This window comes from Corynebacterium sp. HMSC076C10 (genome assembly GCF_001812455.1).
Classification (GTDB): domain Bacteria; phylum Actinomycetota; class Actinomycetes; order Mycobacteriales; family Mycobacteriaceae; genus Corynebacterium; species Corynebacterium jeikeium_D.
The window spans coordinates 1-16,616 of the sequence record NZ_KV809157.1 but is presented as its reverse complement, the minus strand read 5'-3'; the positions used below and the strand labels follow the sequence as shown (position 1 = coordinate 16,616).

The 16,616-nt window shown below is 59.3% G+C and carries 13 protein-coding genes; 5 read left to right on the top strand and 8 right to left on the bottom strand.

The genetic code is table 11. The features are described from left to right. Nucleotides 1-25: 25 nt before the first annotated feature. The 3 genes from prmC to rho form a co-directional block, all read right to left on the bottom strand. Nucleotides 26-970, bottom strand: a complete 945-nt coding sequence (prmC, locus tag HMPREF2857_RS09090) for a peptide chain release factor N(5)-glutamine methyltransferase (RefSeq protein WP_069358825.1) — start codon at nucleotides 968-970, stop codon at nucleotides 26-28. Further along, complete coding sequence (gene prfA, locus HMPREF2857_RS09085) at nucleotides 957-2,030, bottom strand: peptide chain release factor 1 (RefSeq protein ID WP_005509382.1); 1,074 nt, start codon at nucleotides 2,028-2,030, stop codon at nucleotides 957-959. The genes prmC and prfA overlap by 14 nt, the downstream gene beginning before the upstream one ends. A gap of 103 nt (nucleotides 2,031-2,133) precedes the next feature. Further along, on the bottom strand, nucleotides 2,134-4,056 hold the full coding sequence (rho, locus tag HMPREF2857_RS09080; RefSeq protein ID WP_070643834.1) for a transcription termination factor Rho: 1,923 nt from the start codon (nucleotides 4,054-4,056) through the stop codon (nucleotides 2,134-2,136). 515 nt (nucleotides 4,057-4,571) lie between these two features. Here rho and HMPREF2857_RS09075 point away from each other — a divergent pair. Continuing rightward, entirely contained in the window at nucleotides 4,572-6,290 is a 1,719-nt protein-coding gene (locus HMPREF2857_RS09075; protein ID WP_070643832.1) for a long-chain fatty-acid--CoA ligase, read from the top strand. Nucleotides 6,291-6,335: 45 nt separating this feature from the next. On the opposite strand, the gene thrB is transcribed toward HMPREF2857_RS09075, so the two are convergent. The 4 genes from thrB to argS all read right to left on the bottom strand — a co-directional run bounded on the left by thrB (nucleotide 6,336) and on the right by argS (nucleotide 11,730). After that, complete coding sequence (gene thrB / locus HMPREF2857_RS09070) at nucleotides 6,336-7,262, bottom strand: homoserine kinase (protein ID WP_070643829.1); 927 nt, start codon at nucleotides 7,260-7,262, stop codon at nucleotides 6,336-6,338. After that, nucleotides 7,263-8,597 carry a homoserine dehydrogenase gene (locus tag HMPREF2857_RS09065; RefSeq protein WP_070643826.1) on the bottom strand — a complete coding sequence of 445 codons (1,335 nt, stop codon included), beginning with the start codon at nucleotides 8,595-8,597 and terminating at the stop codon, nucleotides 7,263-7,265. After that, nucleotides 8,594-10,012, bottom strand: coding sequence for a diaminopimelate decarboxylase (gene lysA / locus HMPREF2857_RS09060; RefSeq protein WP_070643823.1), 1,419 nt, complete (start codon nucleotides 10,010-10,012; stop codon nucleotides 8,594-8,596). The genes HMPREF2857_RS09065 and lysA overlap by 4 nt, the downstream gene beginning before the upstream one ends. A 65-nt stretch (nucleotides 10,013-10,077) precedes the next feature. Then, nucleotides 10,078-11,730 (bottom strand): arginine--tRNA ligase, encoded by a 1,653-nt coding sequence (argS, locus tag HMPREF2857_RS09055; protein ID WP_049172039.1) that lies wholly within the window; start codon nucleotides 11,728-11,730, stop codon nucleotides 10,078-10,080. Between the two features lie 213 nt (nucleotides 11,731-11,943). Here argS and HMPREF2857_RS09050 point away from each other — a divergent pair, with 213 nt between their 5' ends. From HMPREF2857_RS09050 to HMPREF2857_RS09040, 3 genes are read left to right on the top strand one after another with little or no spacing between them, the layout of a single operon-like run. Then, entirely contained in the window at nucleotides 11,944-12,732 is a 789-nt protein-coding gene (locus HMPREF2857_RS09050) for a (Fe-S)-binding protein (protein ID WP_070643819.1), read from the top strand. Next, nucleotides 12,732-14,279 (top strand): LutB/LldF family L-lactate oxidation iron-sulfur protein, encoded by a 1,548-nt coding sequence (locus HMPREF2857_RS09045; RefSeq protein ID WP_070643817.1) that lies wholly within the window; start codon nucleotides 12,732-12,734, stop codon nucleotides 14,277-14,279. The genes HMPREF2857_RS09050 and HMPREF2857_RS09045 overlap by 1 nt, the downstream gene beginning before the upstream one ends. A 2-nt stretch (nucleotides 14,280-14,281) precedes the next feature. Continuing rightward, a complete protein-coding gene (locus HMPREF2857_RS09040; protein ID WP_016422443.1) occupies nucleotides 14,282-14,998 on the top strand; it encodes a LutC/YkgG family protein in 717 nt (238 codons plus the stop codon). A 16-nt stretch (nucleotides 14,999-15,014) separates the two neighbouring features. Here HMPREF2857_RS09040 and HMPREF2857_RS09035 read toward each other — a convergent pair whose 3' ends face one another. Beyond that, complete coding sequence (locus HMPREF2857_RS09035) at nucleotides 15,015-15,419, bottom strand: hypothetical protein (RefSeq protein ID WP_070643814.1); 405 nt, start codon at nucleotides 15,417-15,419, stop codon at nucleotides 15,015-15,017. 117 nt (nucleotides 15,420-15,536) lie between these two features. On the opposite strand from HMPREF2857_RS09035, the gene HMPREF2857_RS09030 reads away from it, so the two are divergent. Then, a complete protein-coding gene (locus tag HMPREF2857_RS09030) occupies nucleotides 15,537-16,559 on the top strand; it encodes a pirin family protein (protein ID WP_070643811.1) in 1,023 nt (340 codons plus the stop codon). The last annotated feature ends 57 nt before the right edge of the window (nucleotides 16,560-16,616 follow it).

The window sequence follows — 16,616 nt, the reverse complement described above, 5'->3', positions numbered from 1 at the left end:
CCTGCTTCAAAGTTTGCTTTTAAGATCAATTTTTGCGTCCCACCGTAAAACGGTCACGGCCCGCAAAGTCACGGTGGACCTCTACATCAGCGTAATCCCAGGTGTCCTTTAGCAGTGAACTGACATCGTCTCCTGAAGAGTCATCGTGCTCGATGCCGATGACTCCACCCGGCCGCACCAGCGCATCCACTAGGTTCATCATAGGTCGAATGACATCTAGCCCATCGTCGCCACCGAAGACCGCAGAGTGCGGATCAGCTCTCACCTCGGGGGCAACCTCGGTGTCTTCGGGCACATATGGAGGGTTGGACACAACAATGTCGGTCTCGCCTACCCAATCTGTGAGCTCAGCGCCATCATCGATCAGCTGAACATCGGTAACATCGCCAGCAATCAGACGCACACGCCCATCGCCGTACGTCTCGATATTCTTCGCAGCCCACGCCCGTGCCCGCTCAGAGAGCTCCACAGCCACCACGTCCGCTTCGGGTACGGCATCGGCGATCGCCAACGCCAACGCACCGGATCCAGTACACAAGTCAACGATTTTCGGCTTGACGACGCCACTTGCGACCAGTTCACGGGCTCGATCGATTGCCCACTGCGCAAGCAGTTCCGTCTCCGGCCGGGGTACAAAAACACCGGGCCCAACCTGTAGTTCCAGGCTCATCATCGGCGCCGTACCGAGGATGTGCTGCAGTGGCTCACGAGCCACTCTGCGGGCCAGTACCTCGGCCAGATACTTGCGACCGTCCTCATCGGTGTACGGTTCGTCTCCGCGGAAGATGATGTCTGCTGGTCCCGCATTGATAGCAGCTGCAAACAGCGCCCGCGCGTCGGCATCCGGAGAAGCCAGCGCCGCGTCGTCAAGCGTGCGACGCGCATAGCGAAACAGCTCGCCGAGAGTACGGACGGAATCCGGTAACGTCGGCGAGCTATTTTCTGCGGGCGTGGGGCTACTCGGCTTCAAGACGCTCAGCGCGCTCCGCGTCGTGGAGGGCCTTGAGCAGATCATCCATGTCGCCGCCCAGCACCGAGTCCAGGTTGTGAGCCTTGTAACCGATGCGGTGATCGGAAACGCGGTTCTCCGGGAAGTTGTAAGTGCGGATGCGCTCGGAGCGATCCATGTTGCGCACCTGAGACTTACGCTGGTCAGAGGCAGCCTCGGCGATCTCCTCTTCCTTCATCTGCTGCAGTCGAGCAGCAAGGACCTGCATAGCGCGGGCCTTGTTCTGAATCTGCGAGCGTTCCTTCTGACAGGTAACAACGAGACCAGTCGGCAGGTGCGTCAGGCGAACGGCGGAGTCAGTGGTGTTAACACCCTGACCGCCCTTACCGGAGGAGCGGTAGACGTCGACACGCAGATCCTTTTCATCAATCTGAATGTCTTCGACCTCGTCGGGCTCCGGGTAGACCAGCACACCAGCGGCGGACGTCTGAATACGGCCCTGAGATTCGGTAACCGGCACGCGCTGCACGCGGTGGACGCCACCTTCAAACTTGAACACGCTCCACGCACCGTCGCGGGACGGAGTCTTAGCTCGGATGGACATAGTCATGTCCTTCACGCCGCCGAGATCAGACTCGGACAACCCGAGAATTTCGGTGGTAAAGCCGTGCTTTTCTGCATAGCGCTGGTACATGCGAGCGAGCTCACCTGCGAAGAGCGCTGCTTCCTCACCGCCGGCACCGGACTTGAGCTCCATAACGATGTCATCGCTGTCGTGCGGATCGCGCGGAGCCAGCAGGTCGGCGAGCTTCTCCTCGAGTTCCTCTGCCTCGGCAGCGAGACGCTCAGCCTCAGCTGCGAATTCGGAGTCCTCGTATGCCATCTCGCGAGCTGCTTCCAGGTCATCCTGGACCTCAGTCAACTTCTTGTGAGTCTGAATGACCGGCTGCAACTCATTGAAGCGCTTGCCGACCTTACGGGCAGCCTTCGGGTCGTTGTGCAGCTCGGGGTCAGCCAGCTGCGCCTCGAGACCGTGGTATTCGGAGAGGATGTCGTCAACTGCGGAAACCTGATTAGCCATTGAATATTCCTTCAGATTGTGATGGGTGAAATGCTGGTTGGTGCTGTGGTTTCGGCCGGAGTGGCGCTGCGTCGTCGGCACCACTCCGCGTGGCTAACCCCAGCTAAAGCATGTCGTCCACATCAACGTCGGCGGCCATTGGTGCAGAAGAAGCCACCTGCATCAGGAATTCCTTATTGTTCCGGGTCTTCTTCAGCTGCTTAATCAACAGGTCAATAGCAGCCTGCGACTCCAGCGCGGAGAGGATGCGGCGCAGCTTGTGCATAATGCGAGCCTCCTCCGTGCTGAGCAGCAGCTCATCCTTACGAGTACCCGACGGGTTGACATCCACTGCCGGGAACACGCGGCGCTCGGAGATTTTACGGTCGAGCTTCAGCTCGGCGTTACCGGTGCCCTTGAACTCCTCGAAGATGACGGTGTCGCCTGCGGAGCCGGTCTCCACCATCGCGGTGGCGATGATGGTGAGGCTGCCGCCTTCCTCGATGTTTCGGGCAGCACCCAAGAAGCGCTTCGGTGGGTACAGAGCGTTGGAGTCCACACCACCGGAGAGGATTCGTCCCGATGCCGGCGAAGAGTTGTTGTACGCACGGCCAAGGCGGGTAATGGAGTCCAGCAGTACGACGACGTCCTGCCCCTGTTCCACCAGACGCTTTGCACGCTCAATAGCCAACTCGGCCACTGCCGTGTGATCTGACGGCGGGCGGTCGAAGGTAGAAGCAATAACCTCGCCACGGACACTGCGCTGCATGTCGGTGACTTCCTCCGGGCGCTCGTCGACAAGCACAACCATCATGTAGCACTCAGGGTTGTTCGTCGCGATAGCGTTCGCGATGTTCTGCAGGATCGTGGTCTTACCGGCCTTCGGCGGCGAAACGATGAGCGCACGCTGACCCTTACCAATCGGCATAATCAGGTCTATGACGCGAGTGGTGAGGATCTTCTGCTCGGTCTCCAGACGCAGGCGACGGTTCGGGTACAGCGGGGTGAGCTTTGCGAAGTTCGGGCGCTGCTTTGCCTGCTCCGGATTGATGCCGTTTACGGTTTCGACCTTGACCAGCGGGTTGTACTTGCGGCGATTACGGCCGTTGCCATGAGTGACCTGGCCCGAGCCATTCTCCCGTGGCATGCGGACCTGACCGGTGACGGCGTCGCCCTTGCGCAGGCCGTACTTACGAACCATTTGCGCGGACACCAGCACATCGTTAGATCCCGGCAGGTAGCCGGACGTGCGCACGAATGCGGTCTTGTTATCTAGCACATCGACGATGCCAGCCACCGGCTGGAGAACGTCATCCTCGCGGATCTCGTCCTGGCCGCCGTGTCCCCCACCGTTGTTATCGCGTCCGCGACGGTCGCGGCGATTGCGACGGTTGCGGCGGTTACGGTTGCCACGACCGTCATCGTCATGGTTATTGCGATTGTTGTTGCGACCGCGGCGGTTGTTGCGGTTGCCGCGGCCTTCATCATCGTTGTCTCGATCGTGGTTGTTGCGATCGTTGCGGTCACCGCGGTCATTACGATCATTACGATCGTTGCGATTGTCGTTACGCTCACCGCGGTCGTTGCCGTTATCGGAATCGTCGCGGCTATCGTTGCTGCGATCGTCCTGATTCTCCTGCTCGCGCTGACGAGCACGGTTACGACGATTTCGACGCTGCTGAGAACGGGACATCTCCTCGCGGCCATCCGCGTTGGCGTCGTCACGCTTGTCGTTGCCCTTGTCGCTCTTGTCGGCGCTCTTACTAAAACCCTTATCCGCGCTTTCCGACGGCGATTCCTTGGCATCCTTCGCCTTGGAGCCGGTATCCGCAGCCCCAGCCACAGCCTTCTTCGCGCGGGATTTCCGAGCGGGAGCGGAACCAGCAGCCGGGGCACCATTCTTAATGGCCTCAATCAGCTCATGCTTGCGCATGGCGGAGATGCCGCGAATGCCCTTGCTGGAAGCGATTTCACGCAGTTCTGCCATTCGGAGGGCCGCAAGATTCTCTGGGCCGCCTGCCGTGGCAGTGGTGTCCGTATCGGTCACGGATGTCCTTTCATCGACCTTCCCTGCAGTCACTCTCTACAGGGGGCTATGTCATTGACACTTTTTCGCTCTTACTGCCCGCCACCGCGTGTGCTCCGTCGTCGAACCTTTACCACGTGCGGAAAAGTAGCCGCAGCTGACGGGAAATTATCGAAAAAGCCAGGCAAAAGACCTCGACGTTGAAACTAAACCGAGGCATCTTGCCTACATTATTTCCGCATCTCAAACCCGAGCGTCCGGGCTGAAGATGGTTAGGAAATTTTAGGTCCACAGCACCGCAAGACTATGTAGTCGCACTACTGATTTATGTGTTTTCAATGTCACGTTGCGCCATCGCGTTGTGTGAACAACTGCGAAGGTCAACGGCATGCGGAGTACATGAAGAAGTACGTATCTATCCGCGTATTGAAAACGACCTATTGACCAAGGATAGTCACCAAATAGTCAGGTAGCAACACTAGTTCTCACCTGCGTTTCGCTAGGTCGCGGGGCTGCGAGTCGGTACTGTAGAGCTCATGCGCAGTACGATGCCTCATATTCCTCTCAATATCGCTCAGATTGTGGAATACGGTCGCACCATTCACGGTCGGACTCCGGTGACCTCCTGGAACAGTGACGGACCTGAGACCACCACTTTTTCCGCCATCGCCGCGCGCGCTAGTGCGCTGGCACATGCACTTCGTGATGAGCTCGGCATCGACGGTGACCAGCGCATCGCTACCCTGATGTACAACTGCACCGAACACTTCGAGGTCTTCCTCGGCGTCGCCTCCATGGGCGCGGTATTCCAGCCGCTGAACAAGCAGCTCATGCCGGATCAGATTGTGCACATTATCAATCACGCCGATGACCAGGTCATTATCGCGGACCCGACCGAGATTGAGCTGCTCGCCGAGATTCTTCCGCACTGCCCGCGCGTCCGCGCTGTCATCATTATCGGTATCGGTGATCTGTCCGACGTGGCTGAGCAACTGCCGGATGGTATCCCGTGGTACTCCTACGAATCACTCATCGACGGACGCCCCAGCCGCTTCGACTGGCCTGAGCTCGATGAAAACTCCGGTGCAGCCATGTGCTATTCGACGGGCACCGAGGGCGCACCTAAAGGTGTCGTCTACAGCCACCGTTCGCTGTACTTGCACAGCCTGAATATGCGCACCACTGACTCCTTTGCCATTTCGCATGGAAACCCGTGGCTTTGCTGTGTGCCCATTTACCACGTCCTGTCCTGGGGCGTGCCGCTGGCCTCCTTCATGTGCGGGGCATCGCTGATCTTCCCCGGCGCGGACCTGTCCGCACCGCGTCTGGCAGAAATCATCGAAACCTCAATGCCGCGCGTAGCTCAGGGCGTGCCGACGCTGTGGATTAACCTCATGGCGCACTACCTCAGCAATCCTCCGAAGCGCATGAGTCTGCAGGAGATTTTCTCGGGCGGTTCCCCTGTGCCACCTGCACTGATTCGGCTATGGGAAGAGCGCTACGGTGTCGATGTCATCCATTTCTGGGGCATGACCGAGACTTCGCCTATCGGTACCGTGGCACGACCTCCGTACGGCGCCTCCGGTGAGGCCCGCGAACGCTACCGTGTCAGCCAAGGGCGTTTCCCGGACATCATGCAGTTCCGCATTGTTGATGACAACGACCGCGTGCTCGACCTGCATGACCGCAACCAGGGTGAGCTGCAGGTGCGCGGCAACACGGTCACCGGAGGCTACTACAGTTCTCCGGAGGCTCAAGATGGAGGCACCGCGCACTTCTTCCGCGGTGCGGAGGTCGACGAGGCTAGCGAACAGTTCACCGAGGACGGGTGGCTCCGCACTGGCGATGTCGGCTCGATTACTCACGACGGCTATCTGACTATTCATGACCGTGCTCGCGATGTCATTCGTTCCGGTGGCGAGTGGATCTACTCTGCTCAGCTGGAGAACTTCGTAATGGAAAGCCCACAGGTACTCGAGTGCGCGATTATCGGCATGCCAGATAAGAAGTGGGGTGAGCGCCCACTGGCCATTACAGTGCTGATGCCGGAAGTTGAACCAAGCAAGGAGACCGCTGAAATGCTCCGCGATGAGCTGCGGCCAAAGCTGCCAAAGTGGATGTTGCCGGAGTACTGGGCCTTCGTGGACTCAATCGATAAGACCTCAGTGGGCAAGTTCGACAAGAAAGACCTGCGCTCGCACTTGAGCGCAGGTCAGTACAGCATCGTGAAACTGAAGGGGCCGGGCGAAAAGTAGGTGGCAGGCTAAGCCACTGGCTCGGCACCTGGCCGCAGCGGCGGCTTAGCCGTCGACCACGACCTTAACCGGCTCGCCGATTCCCAGCTCCATGACCTTGATGCCAGCCTCGCGGGCATCGTCCAAGATCTTCTCATCCACTGCAGTAGTTCCCAGAACCATACAGGTCGGTCCAGCACCCGAGAGAAATGCTGCGTAGCCACGGTTGCGCAGGCGGTTGACCCACTCTGCGGTCACCGGCAGCACGTCGGAGCGGTACGGCTGGTGCAGGCGATCTCGCGTTCCCTCCCACAGCAGTTCCGGGTGGGACTGCAGCGCTGCGGTCATAACCGCAGTACGAGAGACATTGAAACGAGCGTCGACATGCGAAACATCGCTCGGCAGCACCTGACGAACTGCATTCGTGGAGGCGTGGAATGCCGGTACGAGTGCGGTCGTCTGAATGGACTCATGCACCGGGATGCTCACTGCTCGGTACTGAGGAGCGGTGCGACCATCGACAGGCTTGTCGGTCCAGCTGACCACTGCCCCGCCGAGAACGGATGCGCCAGCGTTATCCGGGTGCCCCTCGAAGACCGAAGATTCCTGGATTACCTGGTCGTCGGTAAGCGGGAAGCCAGCCAGACCGTTAGCGGCAGCGACACCAGCAACAGCGGCGGCTGCGGAAGAGCCCAGACCGCGCGACTGCGGAATGGTGTTGTGGCAAATAACCTTCAGCCCCGGCGTCTCGACTCCTGCGGCGCGAAGGCCCGCGCGAATCGCGCGCACAACCAGATTAGACTCGTTGCGCGGCAGGTCGACTTCGCCCTCGCCGTGAATTTCAACGACGACACCGGACTCGATGACCTCGACCTCGACGATGTCATAGAGTGCAACTGCCAACCCCAGGGTGTCGAAGCCCGGGCCCAAGTTCGCTGACGAACCTGCAACCGTGACGGTGACCTTCTGACCCGGGAAAAGCTCCTGTGCCATTTAGATATCCATTCCTTCGATACGAATGACGTTGTTGACGGCCAAAACCGCGTCATTGGCGCGCAATTCGTCGACCGTTGCTTCCAAATCCTTCTCCAGCGCCTTGTGGGTCACGATGACCAGGCGAGCGCCGTTTGCGCCCTCTTCCTGGCGGACGGTGCGCAGGGAGATGTTGTGATCAGAGAAGGTACGAGCGACATCGGCAAGCACTCCGACACGATCGTCGACGTGCAGGTCGATGTGGTAGCGGGTGCGAACGTCACCGAAGTCGAGAATCGGCAGGTTAGCGTAGGTGGAATCTCCCGGTGCGCGACCACCGTGGACAATGTTGCGAGCAGCTGCAACAAGGTCACCGAGCACTGCGGAGGCGGTCGGGTTACCACCAGCGCCGTTGCCGTAGAACATCAGGCGACCAGCGGCCTCGGCCTCAATGAAGACAGCGTTGAAGGACTCACGCACAGTTGCCAGCGGGTGGCGACGTGGAATCAGCGCTGGGTACACGCGGGCGGAAATGGACTCCTTGCCTTCTTCGTCCGTGACTCGCTCACAGGTAGCCAGCAGCTTAATGGTGCAGTCGGCGCTCTTGGCGGCTGCAATGTCGTCAGCGGTGATCTCGGTAATACCCTCACAGTGAACGTCATCAGCAGTCACGCGGGTGTGGAATGCCAGGCTGGCCAGAATAGCTGCCTTGGAAGCGGCATCGTGGCCCTCGACGTCTGCAGTCGGGTCGGCCTCGGCGTACCCCAGGCGGGTGGCCTCTGCCAGCATCTCGTCGTAGTCCGCACCGGTGGAGTCCATCGCATCAAGGATGAAGTTGGTAGTGCCGTTGACAATGCCCATGACCTTATTGACAGTGTCACCGGCCAGCGAACGACGGAGCGGACCGACGACCGGGATAGCTGCCGCCACAGCTGCCTCAAAGAACAGGTCGACACCCGAGGAATCGGCAGCCTCAGAGAGCTCCTCACCGTGTGCGGCGACGAGTGCCTTGTTGGCGGTCACGACCGACTTGCCGGCACGCAGTGCCTCCAGCACAACGCGACGTGGGTAATCAATGCCGCCGATGACCTCGACTACCAGGTCAACGTCATCGCGCTGAACCAGCGAAAAAGCATCGTCGGTAAGAAGATCCTGATCCACATTCGGACGCGGCTTGGTCTTGTCGCTCACAGCAATACCAACGACCTCGACCGGTCCGCCGATGCGGCGCTCGAAGTCCTCAGCCTTCTCGTTGAGCAGGCGGTAAACCTCAGTACCGACTGTGCCAAGACCTAAAATAGCGACACCAACTTTGTGGCCCTCGCCCTTTCCAGGATTATTCGTTGCGGCAGTCATCGTGGCGTTTCACACTCCAGGCTTAGTAAGTCTTGTACGGTTTCTCGTCTTAATATTTGGGTCACTTGACCATCGCATACCGACACTACTGGTGGTCGCGTCAGCATGTTGTAGCGGCTGGCCATTGCGTAACAGTATGCCCCAGTAGCAGCGAGCGCGAACAGATCACCCTCGACAATGTCGTTCGGGTAGTTCGCATCGTTAATCAGAATGTCTCCCGATTCACAGTGCTTTCCGACGACGCGGGTGGGAATCCTGGAACCGGACACCTCGCGATTAACAACGCGACCATCATAGTTCGAGCCGTAAAGCGCCGGACGAATATTGTCGCTCATGCCGCCATCGACCGATACGTAACGACGGGTCATGCCGTCATCGATGGTCACATCCTTCAAAGTGCCCACTTCGTACACCGTGACCATGGACGGGCCAACGATGGCACGACCTGGTTCAACAGCCACTGTCGGAGTCGCAATGCCGATACGCTGCGCAAGCTTGTCTACGGCAGTGAGGATCTCGTCGGCAAGCGGAGCAACGTCGAGGGGCTGCTCGCCTGCGGTGTAGGCGATTCCGAAACCGCCACCGAGGTCGAGGGTGTTGAAGTGTTCCGAGATTTCAGTGCCGTGGCGTTCGACCAGCTTTTCCACCAGTGAGAACACGCGCTCGGCGGCGAGAATGAAACCGTCGGAATCGACAATCTGGGAGCCGATGTGGCAGTGCAGACCAACCAGGCGCAGATTGTCGTCCTCTTCTACGAGGTTGGCAGCTTCCAGCGCCGAACCGGACGCGAGGGAAAAGCCGAACTTCTGATCTTCATGCGCAGTAGCAATGAACTCGTGGGTGTGCGCTTCCACACCGGGCTTCACGCGAACGAGCACGTCCTGCACCACGCCTGCTTCAGCCGCCACCTGGGACAGGCGACGCAGCTCCGAACGGGAGTCAAGCACAATCTTGCCCACGCCAGCGGAGATAGCATCACGCAGCTCAGCGGTGGACTTGTTGTTGCCGTGGAAGGTCATGTCCTTGGCTGGGAAACCCGCCGCCAGAGCGATAGCCATCTCGTTGCCCGAGGCGACATCGAGATGCAGCCCCTCCTCCATTACCCAGCGGGCAATGGTCTTCGACAGGAAAGCCTTGGATGCGTAGTGGACATTCTCCGCGCCGCGGAAGGCCTTGGCCATCGAGCGGCAGCGAGAGCGGAAGTCCTGCTCACCGACGACAAAAACCGGAGTGCCAAATTCCTTGGCAATGTCGACCAGGCTCACGCCGCCAATTTCCACCGAGCCGGGATTCTCTTCGTCAGCGCCCCGACGACGGGCGGTAGTTGGCCAGACATGCGGTGGTAGTTCATTAAATTGGGTGGAATCGGGTCGGGTGTAGCCCCCCAGTTCGAAACCATTGCCGTCGATAGGCACGAAACAGCTCTCTTTCTCCGTTACCCGGGCGGAGCAACGGGGTGTAGTTTTACGGGCGCGTTCGACTACATGCGCTCAGGTGCGGTAACACCGAGCAGCTGCAGAGCATTGGCCAGCGTCTGGCGGGTAGCCTCAGCCAGGCCGAGACGAGCACGGTGTAGCTCGGATACCTCTTCGTCTGCCTTTGGCAGAATCTGGCAGGTGTCGTAGAAGCGGTGGAAGACACCGGCGAGCTGCTCAGAGTAACGGGCAATGCGGTGTGGTTCCCGCAGGTCAGCAGCAGACTTGATGATGGCCGGGAACTCACCGATAGTGCGGATGAGCTCACCTTCACGGTCCTCTACCAGCAGGGAGAAGTCAGCGCCTTCGCTGGTCACACCGGCCTCTTCGGCACGGCGGCCGATTGAGCACAGACGAGCGTGGCCGTACTGGACGTAGTAGACCGGGTTGTCGCTGGACTGCGAAGCCCACAGCCCCAGGTCGATATCCAGGCTGGAGTCGACAGAGGAACGGATTAGGGAGTAGCGAGCAGCATCGACGCCGATTGCCTCAACCAGGTCGTCCAAGGTGACCACTGTGCCCGCACGCTTCGACATCCGGACAGCCTTGCCGTCGCGAAGCAAGTTGACCATCTGACCGATGAGCACCTCGACGCCATCGGCGTTGTAGCCGAGCGCTGCAGCGGCCGCGCGCAGACGCGCGATGTAGCCGTGGTGATCGGCACCCAGCATGTAGATGCACAGGTTGTGGCCGCGGTCGAACTTGTTCTTAACGTATGCGATGTCACCTGCGATGTAGGCTGCGTCGCCGTCGGACTTGATGACCACGCGGTCCTTGTCGTCACCGTAATCGGTGGACTTCAGCCACCATGCGCCGTCAGCTTCGTAGAGCTTGCCGTTTTCCTTCAGGGAATTGACAGCTGCTTCTACCTGACCGGACTCGAACAGCGAGTTTTCGTGGAAGTAAACGTCGAAATCGGTGCCGAACTCGTGCAGAGACTTCTTGATGTGCTCGAACATCATGTCCACGCCGATGGCGCGGAAGTGCTCCTGGACCTCTTCCTCAGAGCCCTCGAGTGCCTGCGGGTTCTTCTCCAGCACAGCAGCGGCGATGTCCTGGATGTACTCTCCGCCGTAGCCATCTTCCGGAGTCGGCTCGTTGCGAGCGGCTGCAACCAGGGAGTCGGAGAAGCGGTCAATCTGGCGACCGTGGTCATTGAAGTAGTACTCGCGAGTGACCTTGGCACCGGTGGCGGACAGGACACGACCGAGAGCGTCACCGACTGCTGCCCAGCGAGTACCGCCCAGGTGGATCGGCCCGGTCGGATTCGCGGAGACGAACTCCAGGTTCACGTCGAGGTTGGAGTTGAAGTCGGCATGACCCCACTTCTCCCCCGCTGCCAGGACGTCCTCGACGATCTTGCCCTGGGCATCGGAGGCCAGGCGGATGTTAATAAAGCCCGGGCCTGCGATGGTTGCTTCATCGATGCCCTCAGAAGCGCCGAGCGCTGTGGCAATTTCAGTTGCCAAGTCACGCGGCACCATGCCGACGCGCTTGCCCAGCTGCATGGCGATATTGGTTGCATAGTCGCCGTGCTCAGGGTTACGCGGACGCTCGACGGTCGGGTTTTCCGGCACGATAGAGACATCGGCATCGTGGGCAGTCAAAACCTCGACGGTGACTTTTCGGACTAGTACAGCAAGATCAGCAGGATTCACGATTGCCTATCCTATTAGGTCAATCGCAGTCGTGGAAACATCAGCCACCAAAAGATTGATTTGAGGGGTATCTGCAGGCCACCGCGTCCGGCTGTCCTACACCGCTTTCACAGTCCAGCCGAATTCAGGTTGAGAACAGATTTAATCCGGGGCTAGGCGTAGCATTCAGGTAGGAAATTATTGCCTTACCCCTCAACCCTTTTTGGAGCGACCGTGAAAGTAGCACTTTTCGCGACCTGCATCGGGGACATGATGTTTCCAGATGCAGTGAGTGCGACCGCCAGAGTTCTCACGCGCCTAGGATGCGATGTGGTCTTTCCACCACAACAAACCTGCTGCGGCCAAATGCACGTCAACACCGGGTACCAGAAGGAAGTCCTTCCTCAGCTGGACACCTACGCTGATGCTTTTGCAGATTCCTCGATTGATTACGTTGTCGCCCCGTCCGGTTCCTGCGCCGGCGCCGTTCGCCACCAGCATCCGATGATTGCGGGCCGTTACGGTACCCGTGCCCAAGTCCACGCGGCACAGGCCTGCGCGAACAAGACGCTGGATCTCTCCGAGTTCATCACCGATGTCGCTGGTGTGACTGACGTCGGTGCTTACTTCCCCCACTCAGTGACCTACCACTCCACCTGCCACAGCTTGCGGGTACTCAAGGTGGGTGACCGTCCGTGGCGGCTGCTCAGCGCAGTCGATGGAATCGATCTGCGCGAGCTGCCTGGCGCGGCGGAGTGCTGCGGTTTTGGCGGCACCTTCTCGGTGAAGAATGCGGAGACCTCCGCTGCAATGGTTGCCGACAAGACAGCCAATATCCGCGCTGCGGAAGCGGAGTTCGTCACCGCTGGCGATGCTTCCTGCTTGCTCAATATCGGTGGCGCGTTGCGTCGCCAGGACTCTGGCGTGCACGCCATCCATATGGCCGAGATTCTGGCCTCCACCAAGGAGACCCCGTTTGATGTGCACAACCGCCAAGAGGCTTCCCTGCGAGGTGAACAGTAATGGTCGCAATTAACGTCGGCATGCCAGCCCTTCCTCCCCGCGCGCCGCACAACGTCGGGCATCTGCGCGGTACGCGCGGGTTCACGGCCGCAGCGCACGAGGAGCTCAAGAACACTCGCATGCGCGAAAATGTCGGTCATGCCACGCGTTCGATTCGTCAGAAGCGCGCGCATGTCGTAGCCGAGAAGAATGACTGGGAGCAGCTGCGGCTCGCGGGCAGCCACATCAAGCGCGATGTTATGGCGCGTCTGCCGGAACTGCTGGAGCAGTTTGAAGAGTCAGTTACGAATGCCGGCGGTCACGTCCACTGGGCGCGCGATGCCGCCGAGGCAAACCGCATCATCACGGACTTGGTGAAAGAGACCGGCGAAGAAAAGGTCGTCAAGATTAAGTCGATGGCCACACAGGAAATCGGCTTGAACGAAGCACTTGCCGACGCCGGCATCACCGCCCGCGAAACCGACCTGGCGGAACTCATCGTTCAGCTTGCCGACGACATGCCGAGCCACATCCTGGTTCCTGCTATCCACCGCAATCGCGAAGATATCCGCGAGATCTTCCTCAATGGAATCCCCGGAGTCGACCCGGACCTGAAAGCCAATCCGGCCGATCTGGCCGAGGCATCCCGTAAGTTCCTGCGCGAGCAGTTTATGGAGGCCAAGGTTGCGATTTCTGGCGCCAACTTCGGTGTGGCCGAAACCGGTACTGTGGCCGTCGTCGAGTCAGAGGGCAACGGCCGTATGTGTCTCACGCTGCCGGAAACACTGATTTCGGTGATGGGTATTGAGAAGCTGCTTCCCACCTTCCAGGATCTGGAAGTCTTCTTGCAGCTACTGCCACGGTCGTCGACAGGCGAGCGTATGAATCCCTACACCTCTCTGTGGACGGGAACGACCGACGGCGACGGCCCGAAGAATTTCCACATTGTGTTGCTGGACAATGGGCGCTCGGCCACTCTTGCAGATCCGATTGGGCGTGAAGCGCTGAAGTGCATTCGCTGCTCGGCATGCCTGAATATCTGCCCTGTTTATGAGCACGTGGGCGGTCACGCTTACGGTTCGGTCTACCCGGGTCCGATTGGTGCGATTTTGTCCCCGCAGCTCACTGGCATGGATTCCTACGATGATCCGAATGCTTCGCTGCCCTATGCGTCTTCGCTGTGCGGGGCTTGCTTTGAGGTCTGCCCGGTGCGAATTGACATCCCTGCGGCACTGCTGGAGCTGCGTCACCGTAAGGTCACGGAGCACCGCCCGCCGGTGGAGGGCAAGCTGTTTGCCACGCTCGGGTTCATCATGGGCAATCAGAAGCTGTGGAACATGAGCGCAAAGATGGCCTCCCTCGCCCGCGTACTCGGTTTGAAGGACGGCGAGATTCACGCCCTGCCGCTCTTCCTCAGCGGGTGGTCGGATGCGCGTGATACCCCGGTTCCGCCGAAGAAGCCGTTCCGCTCACTGTGGGGTTCGAAGGATTTCTCGGCGCAGCTGGCACGCGAATCGGCGCATCAGGTACCGACCAAGATCAATGGCCAAAGCGAAAAGGAGTCCTAGCGATGACCAACTCTGGCGCCAAAAACGACATTCTCGGCCGCATCCGCAACGCGCAGAAGATTGCCTTTGAGGGCCGCGATTTAGCCTCTGACGTGGGCATTATCACCGGCGAGCCCGGCGCGCACTTCTCCGTTCCACGCGACTATGAACGAAGCTCGGAGCTGCCCCACAAGGACATCGTTTCGCTTGCCGACGAACGCATCGCCGATTACAAAGCCGATGTGCGCCGTTGTGGCAGCTCGGCAACTGAAATCAATGACGCAGTGAAGAAGGCTATTGCGGATGTTGGGGCCTCGCTGATTGGTATCCCCGAGGGCTTGGACCGCGACTGGGTTGCGGGGCTTGGCTCTGGCGAGACTGCTGAAGGGGCGACCGAAATCCGCGTCGATACCGGTTTCAACGCCCGCGAACTGGACGAACTCGATGCCATTGTCACCAGCTCTGCGGTTACCTGCGCGGAGACCGGCACCATTTTCCTGGACGGCTCTGCTACCTCCGGGCGCCGAGCCCTGACCTTGGTGCCGGATAAGCATATTTGTGTCGTCCCAGCAGAGACGATTGTCTCTGGCATTCCGGAGGCCATTTCCCGCCTGCGAGAGGTTGACCCCACGGCTCCAATCACTATGATTTCCGGGCCTTCTGCGACCTCGGATATCGAGCTTTCCCGCGTCGAAGGTGTCCACGGCCCGCGCACCTTGATTGTGATTATTGCTGGGTAGGGGCGAATACTCCCTGTTATCGCCCTGGCCAGTACCTTTTGACTGACACGAATAGCATCACCGCTACCGCCACGGTTGTCACCGCAGCGGTAGCGCCAACATGGTGCCGCGGCACATTTGATGCAACTACCAGCACAATAACCAGCGCAAGGACTGCAGCCCAACCTTGTCGCGCCCTTTTATCCCATTTGAAGGCATTGTCCTCCCAGTCCGGGTCAAAGACCCCTTCCCTATTGCGGTAATCAAAAACGAACTGAACCGCGATTAGTAGCAACACACCGGGAAAAATCCACTTAGTTGTCAATCCCGCCCATGCAATGACTCCGATTAAGAACCCGAAAATGGCAGCATAGATAACTGCTTGTCCCCATACTGCACTAGGGCTTTTGGGTCTTTTCAGCGCAACTTCGGTTTCCGTCATAGATTCCAGGCTAAACCTCAAATCGAAGCTCCACAGCGGTTTCAACCAAACCTCGGAATATTGACATGACAACAATGCGTTATGGAAAATGAAACAACCTAGCTAAAGGAGCCTTCCATGAGCGCAATCATTCAAAAGTTCTCAGTAGCCGACAACCCACAGCTTCCCGGCATGGATCCCTTCCTGTTTGCCGTCCACCACTATGACCTATATCCACAGGCCAAGGGCCAAACTATGGCTCCCGATGCCTCTCTGCTCGGCCGTAATATCGGCATGGACTTTTCCGGCAAGGACGGCTGGTCCATGTACCACGGCACAACTGTCCCCGGCTTCCCCTCCCACCCACACCGCGGCTTTGAAACTATCTCGATTGTCGAGGAAGGTTACGTCGACCACACCGACTCCGAAGGAGCACAGGCTCGTTACGGCGACGGCGACACTCAGTGGCTGACCACCGGCGCAGGCACTGCGCATGCTGAAATGTTCCCGCTTCTGCATAACGACAGCCCCAATCCTCACCACATGTTTCAGATTTGGCTGAACCTGCCGCCCGAAGGCAAGGGGGCAAAGCCGCACTTCCAGATGTTCTGGGCAGAAGACACTCCGCATGTCACCGGCACTGATGACAATGGCCACGGCTACGACGTAAAGGTCATCGCGGGCGCATTCGGCGATACTCAGCCGCTTACTCCACCACCGGAATCCTGGGCCGCTGCACCAGATTCCGATGTAGCCGTGTGGGTGCTGCGCCTGCAGCCGGGCGCACAGCTAACGTTGCCACCAACCAATTATGCCGAGACAATTCGGACTCTCTACTCTCTACGCGGCAGCCTCACTATCGAGGGCGAAACGCTGGAGCAAGAGGGCGCAGTGCTGCGCTCAACCGAGGCACTGGACATTTCTGCAGGTGACGAGGGAGCCTTCGCGCTCATCCTCCAAGGCCGACCAATTGGCGCTACCGTGTATCAGCATGGCCCGTTTGTCGCGAATAGCCGCGAAGAGCTCGTTGAGGCATTCGATGCCTACCAGCGTGGCGAGTTCGGCGCATGGCGGTTTGATTCCAACGATCCGGTTGCACCCTTTGAAGAGGGGCGCTTTGCCCGCTATCCGGACGGTACGGTTCGTCGCCCGGTCAACTAACCAGGATCTCCGGCGGGCTGCACATGTGAAACTGTGTGAGTTTATGACACTTTCAGG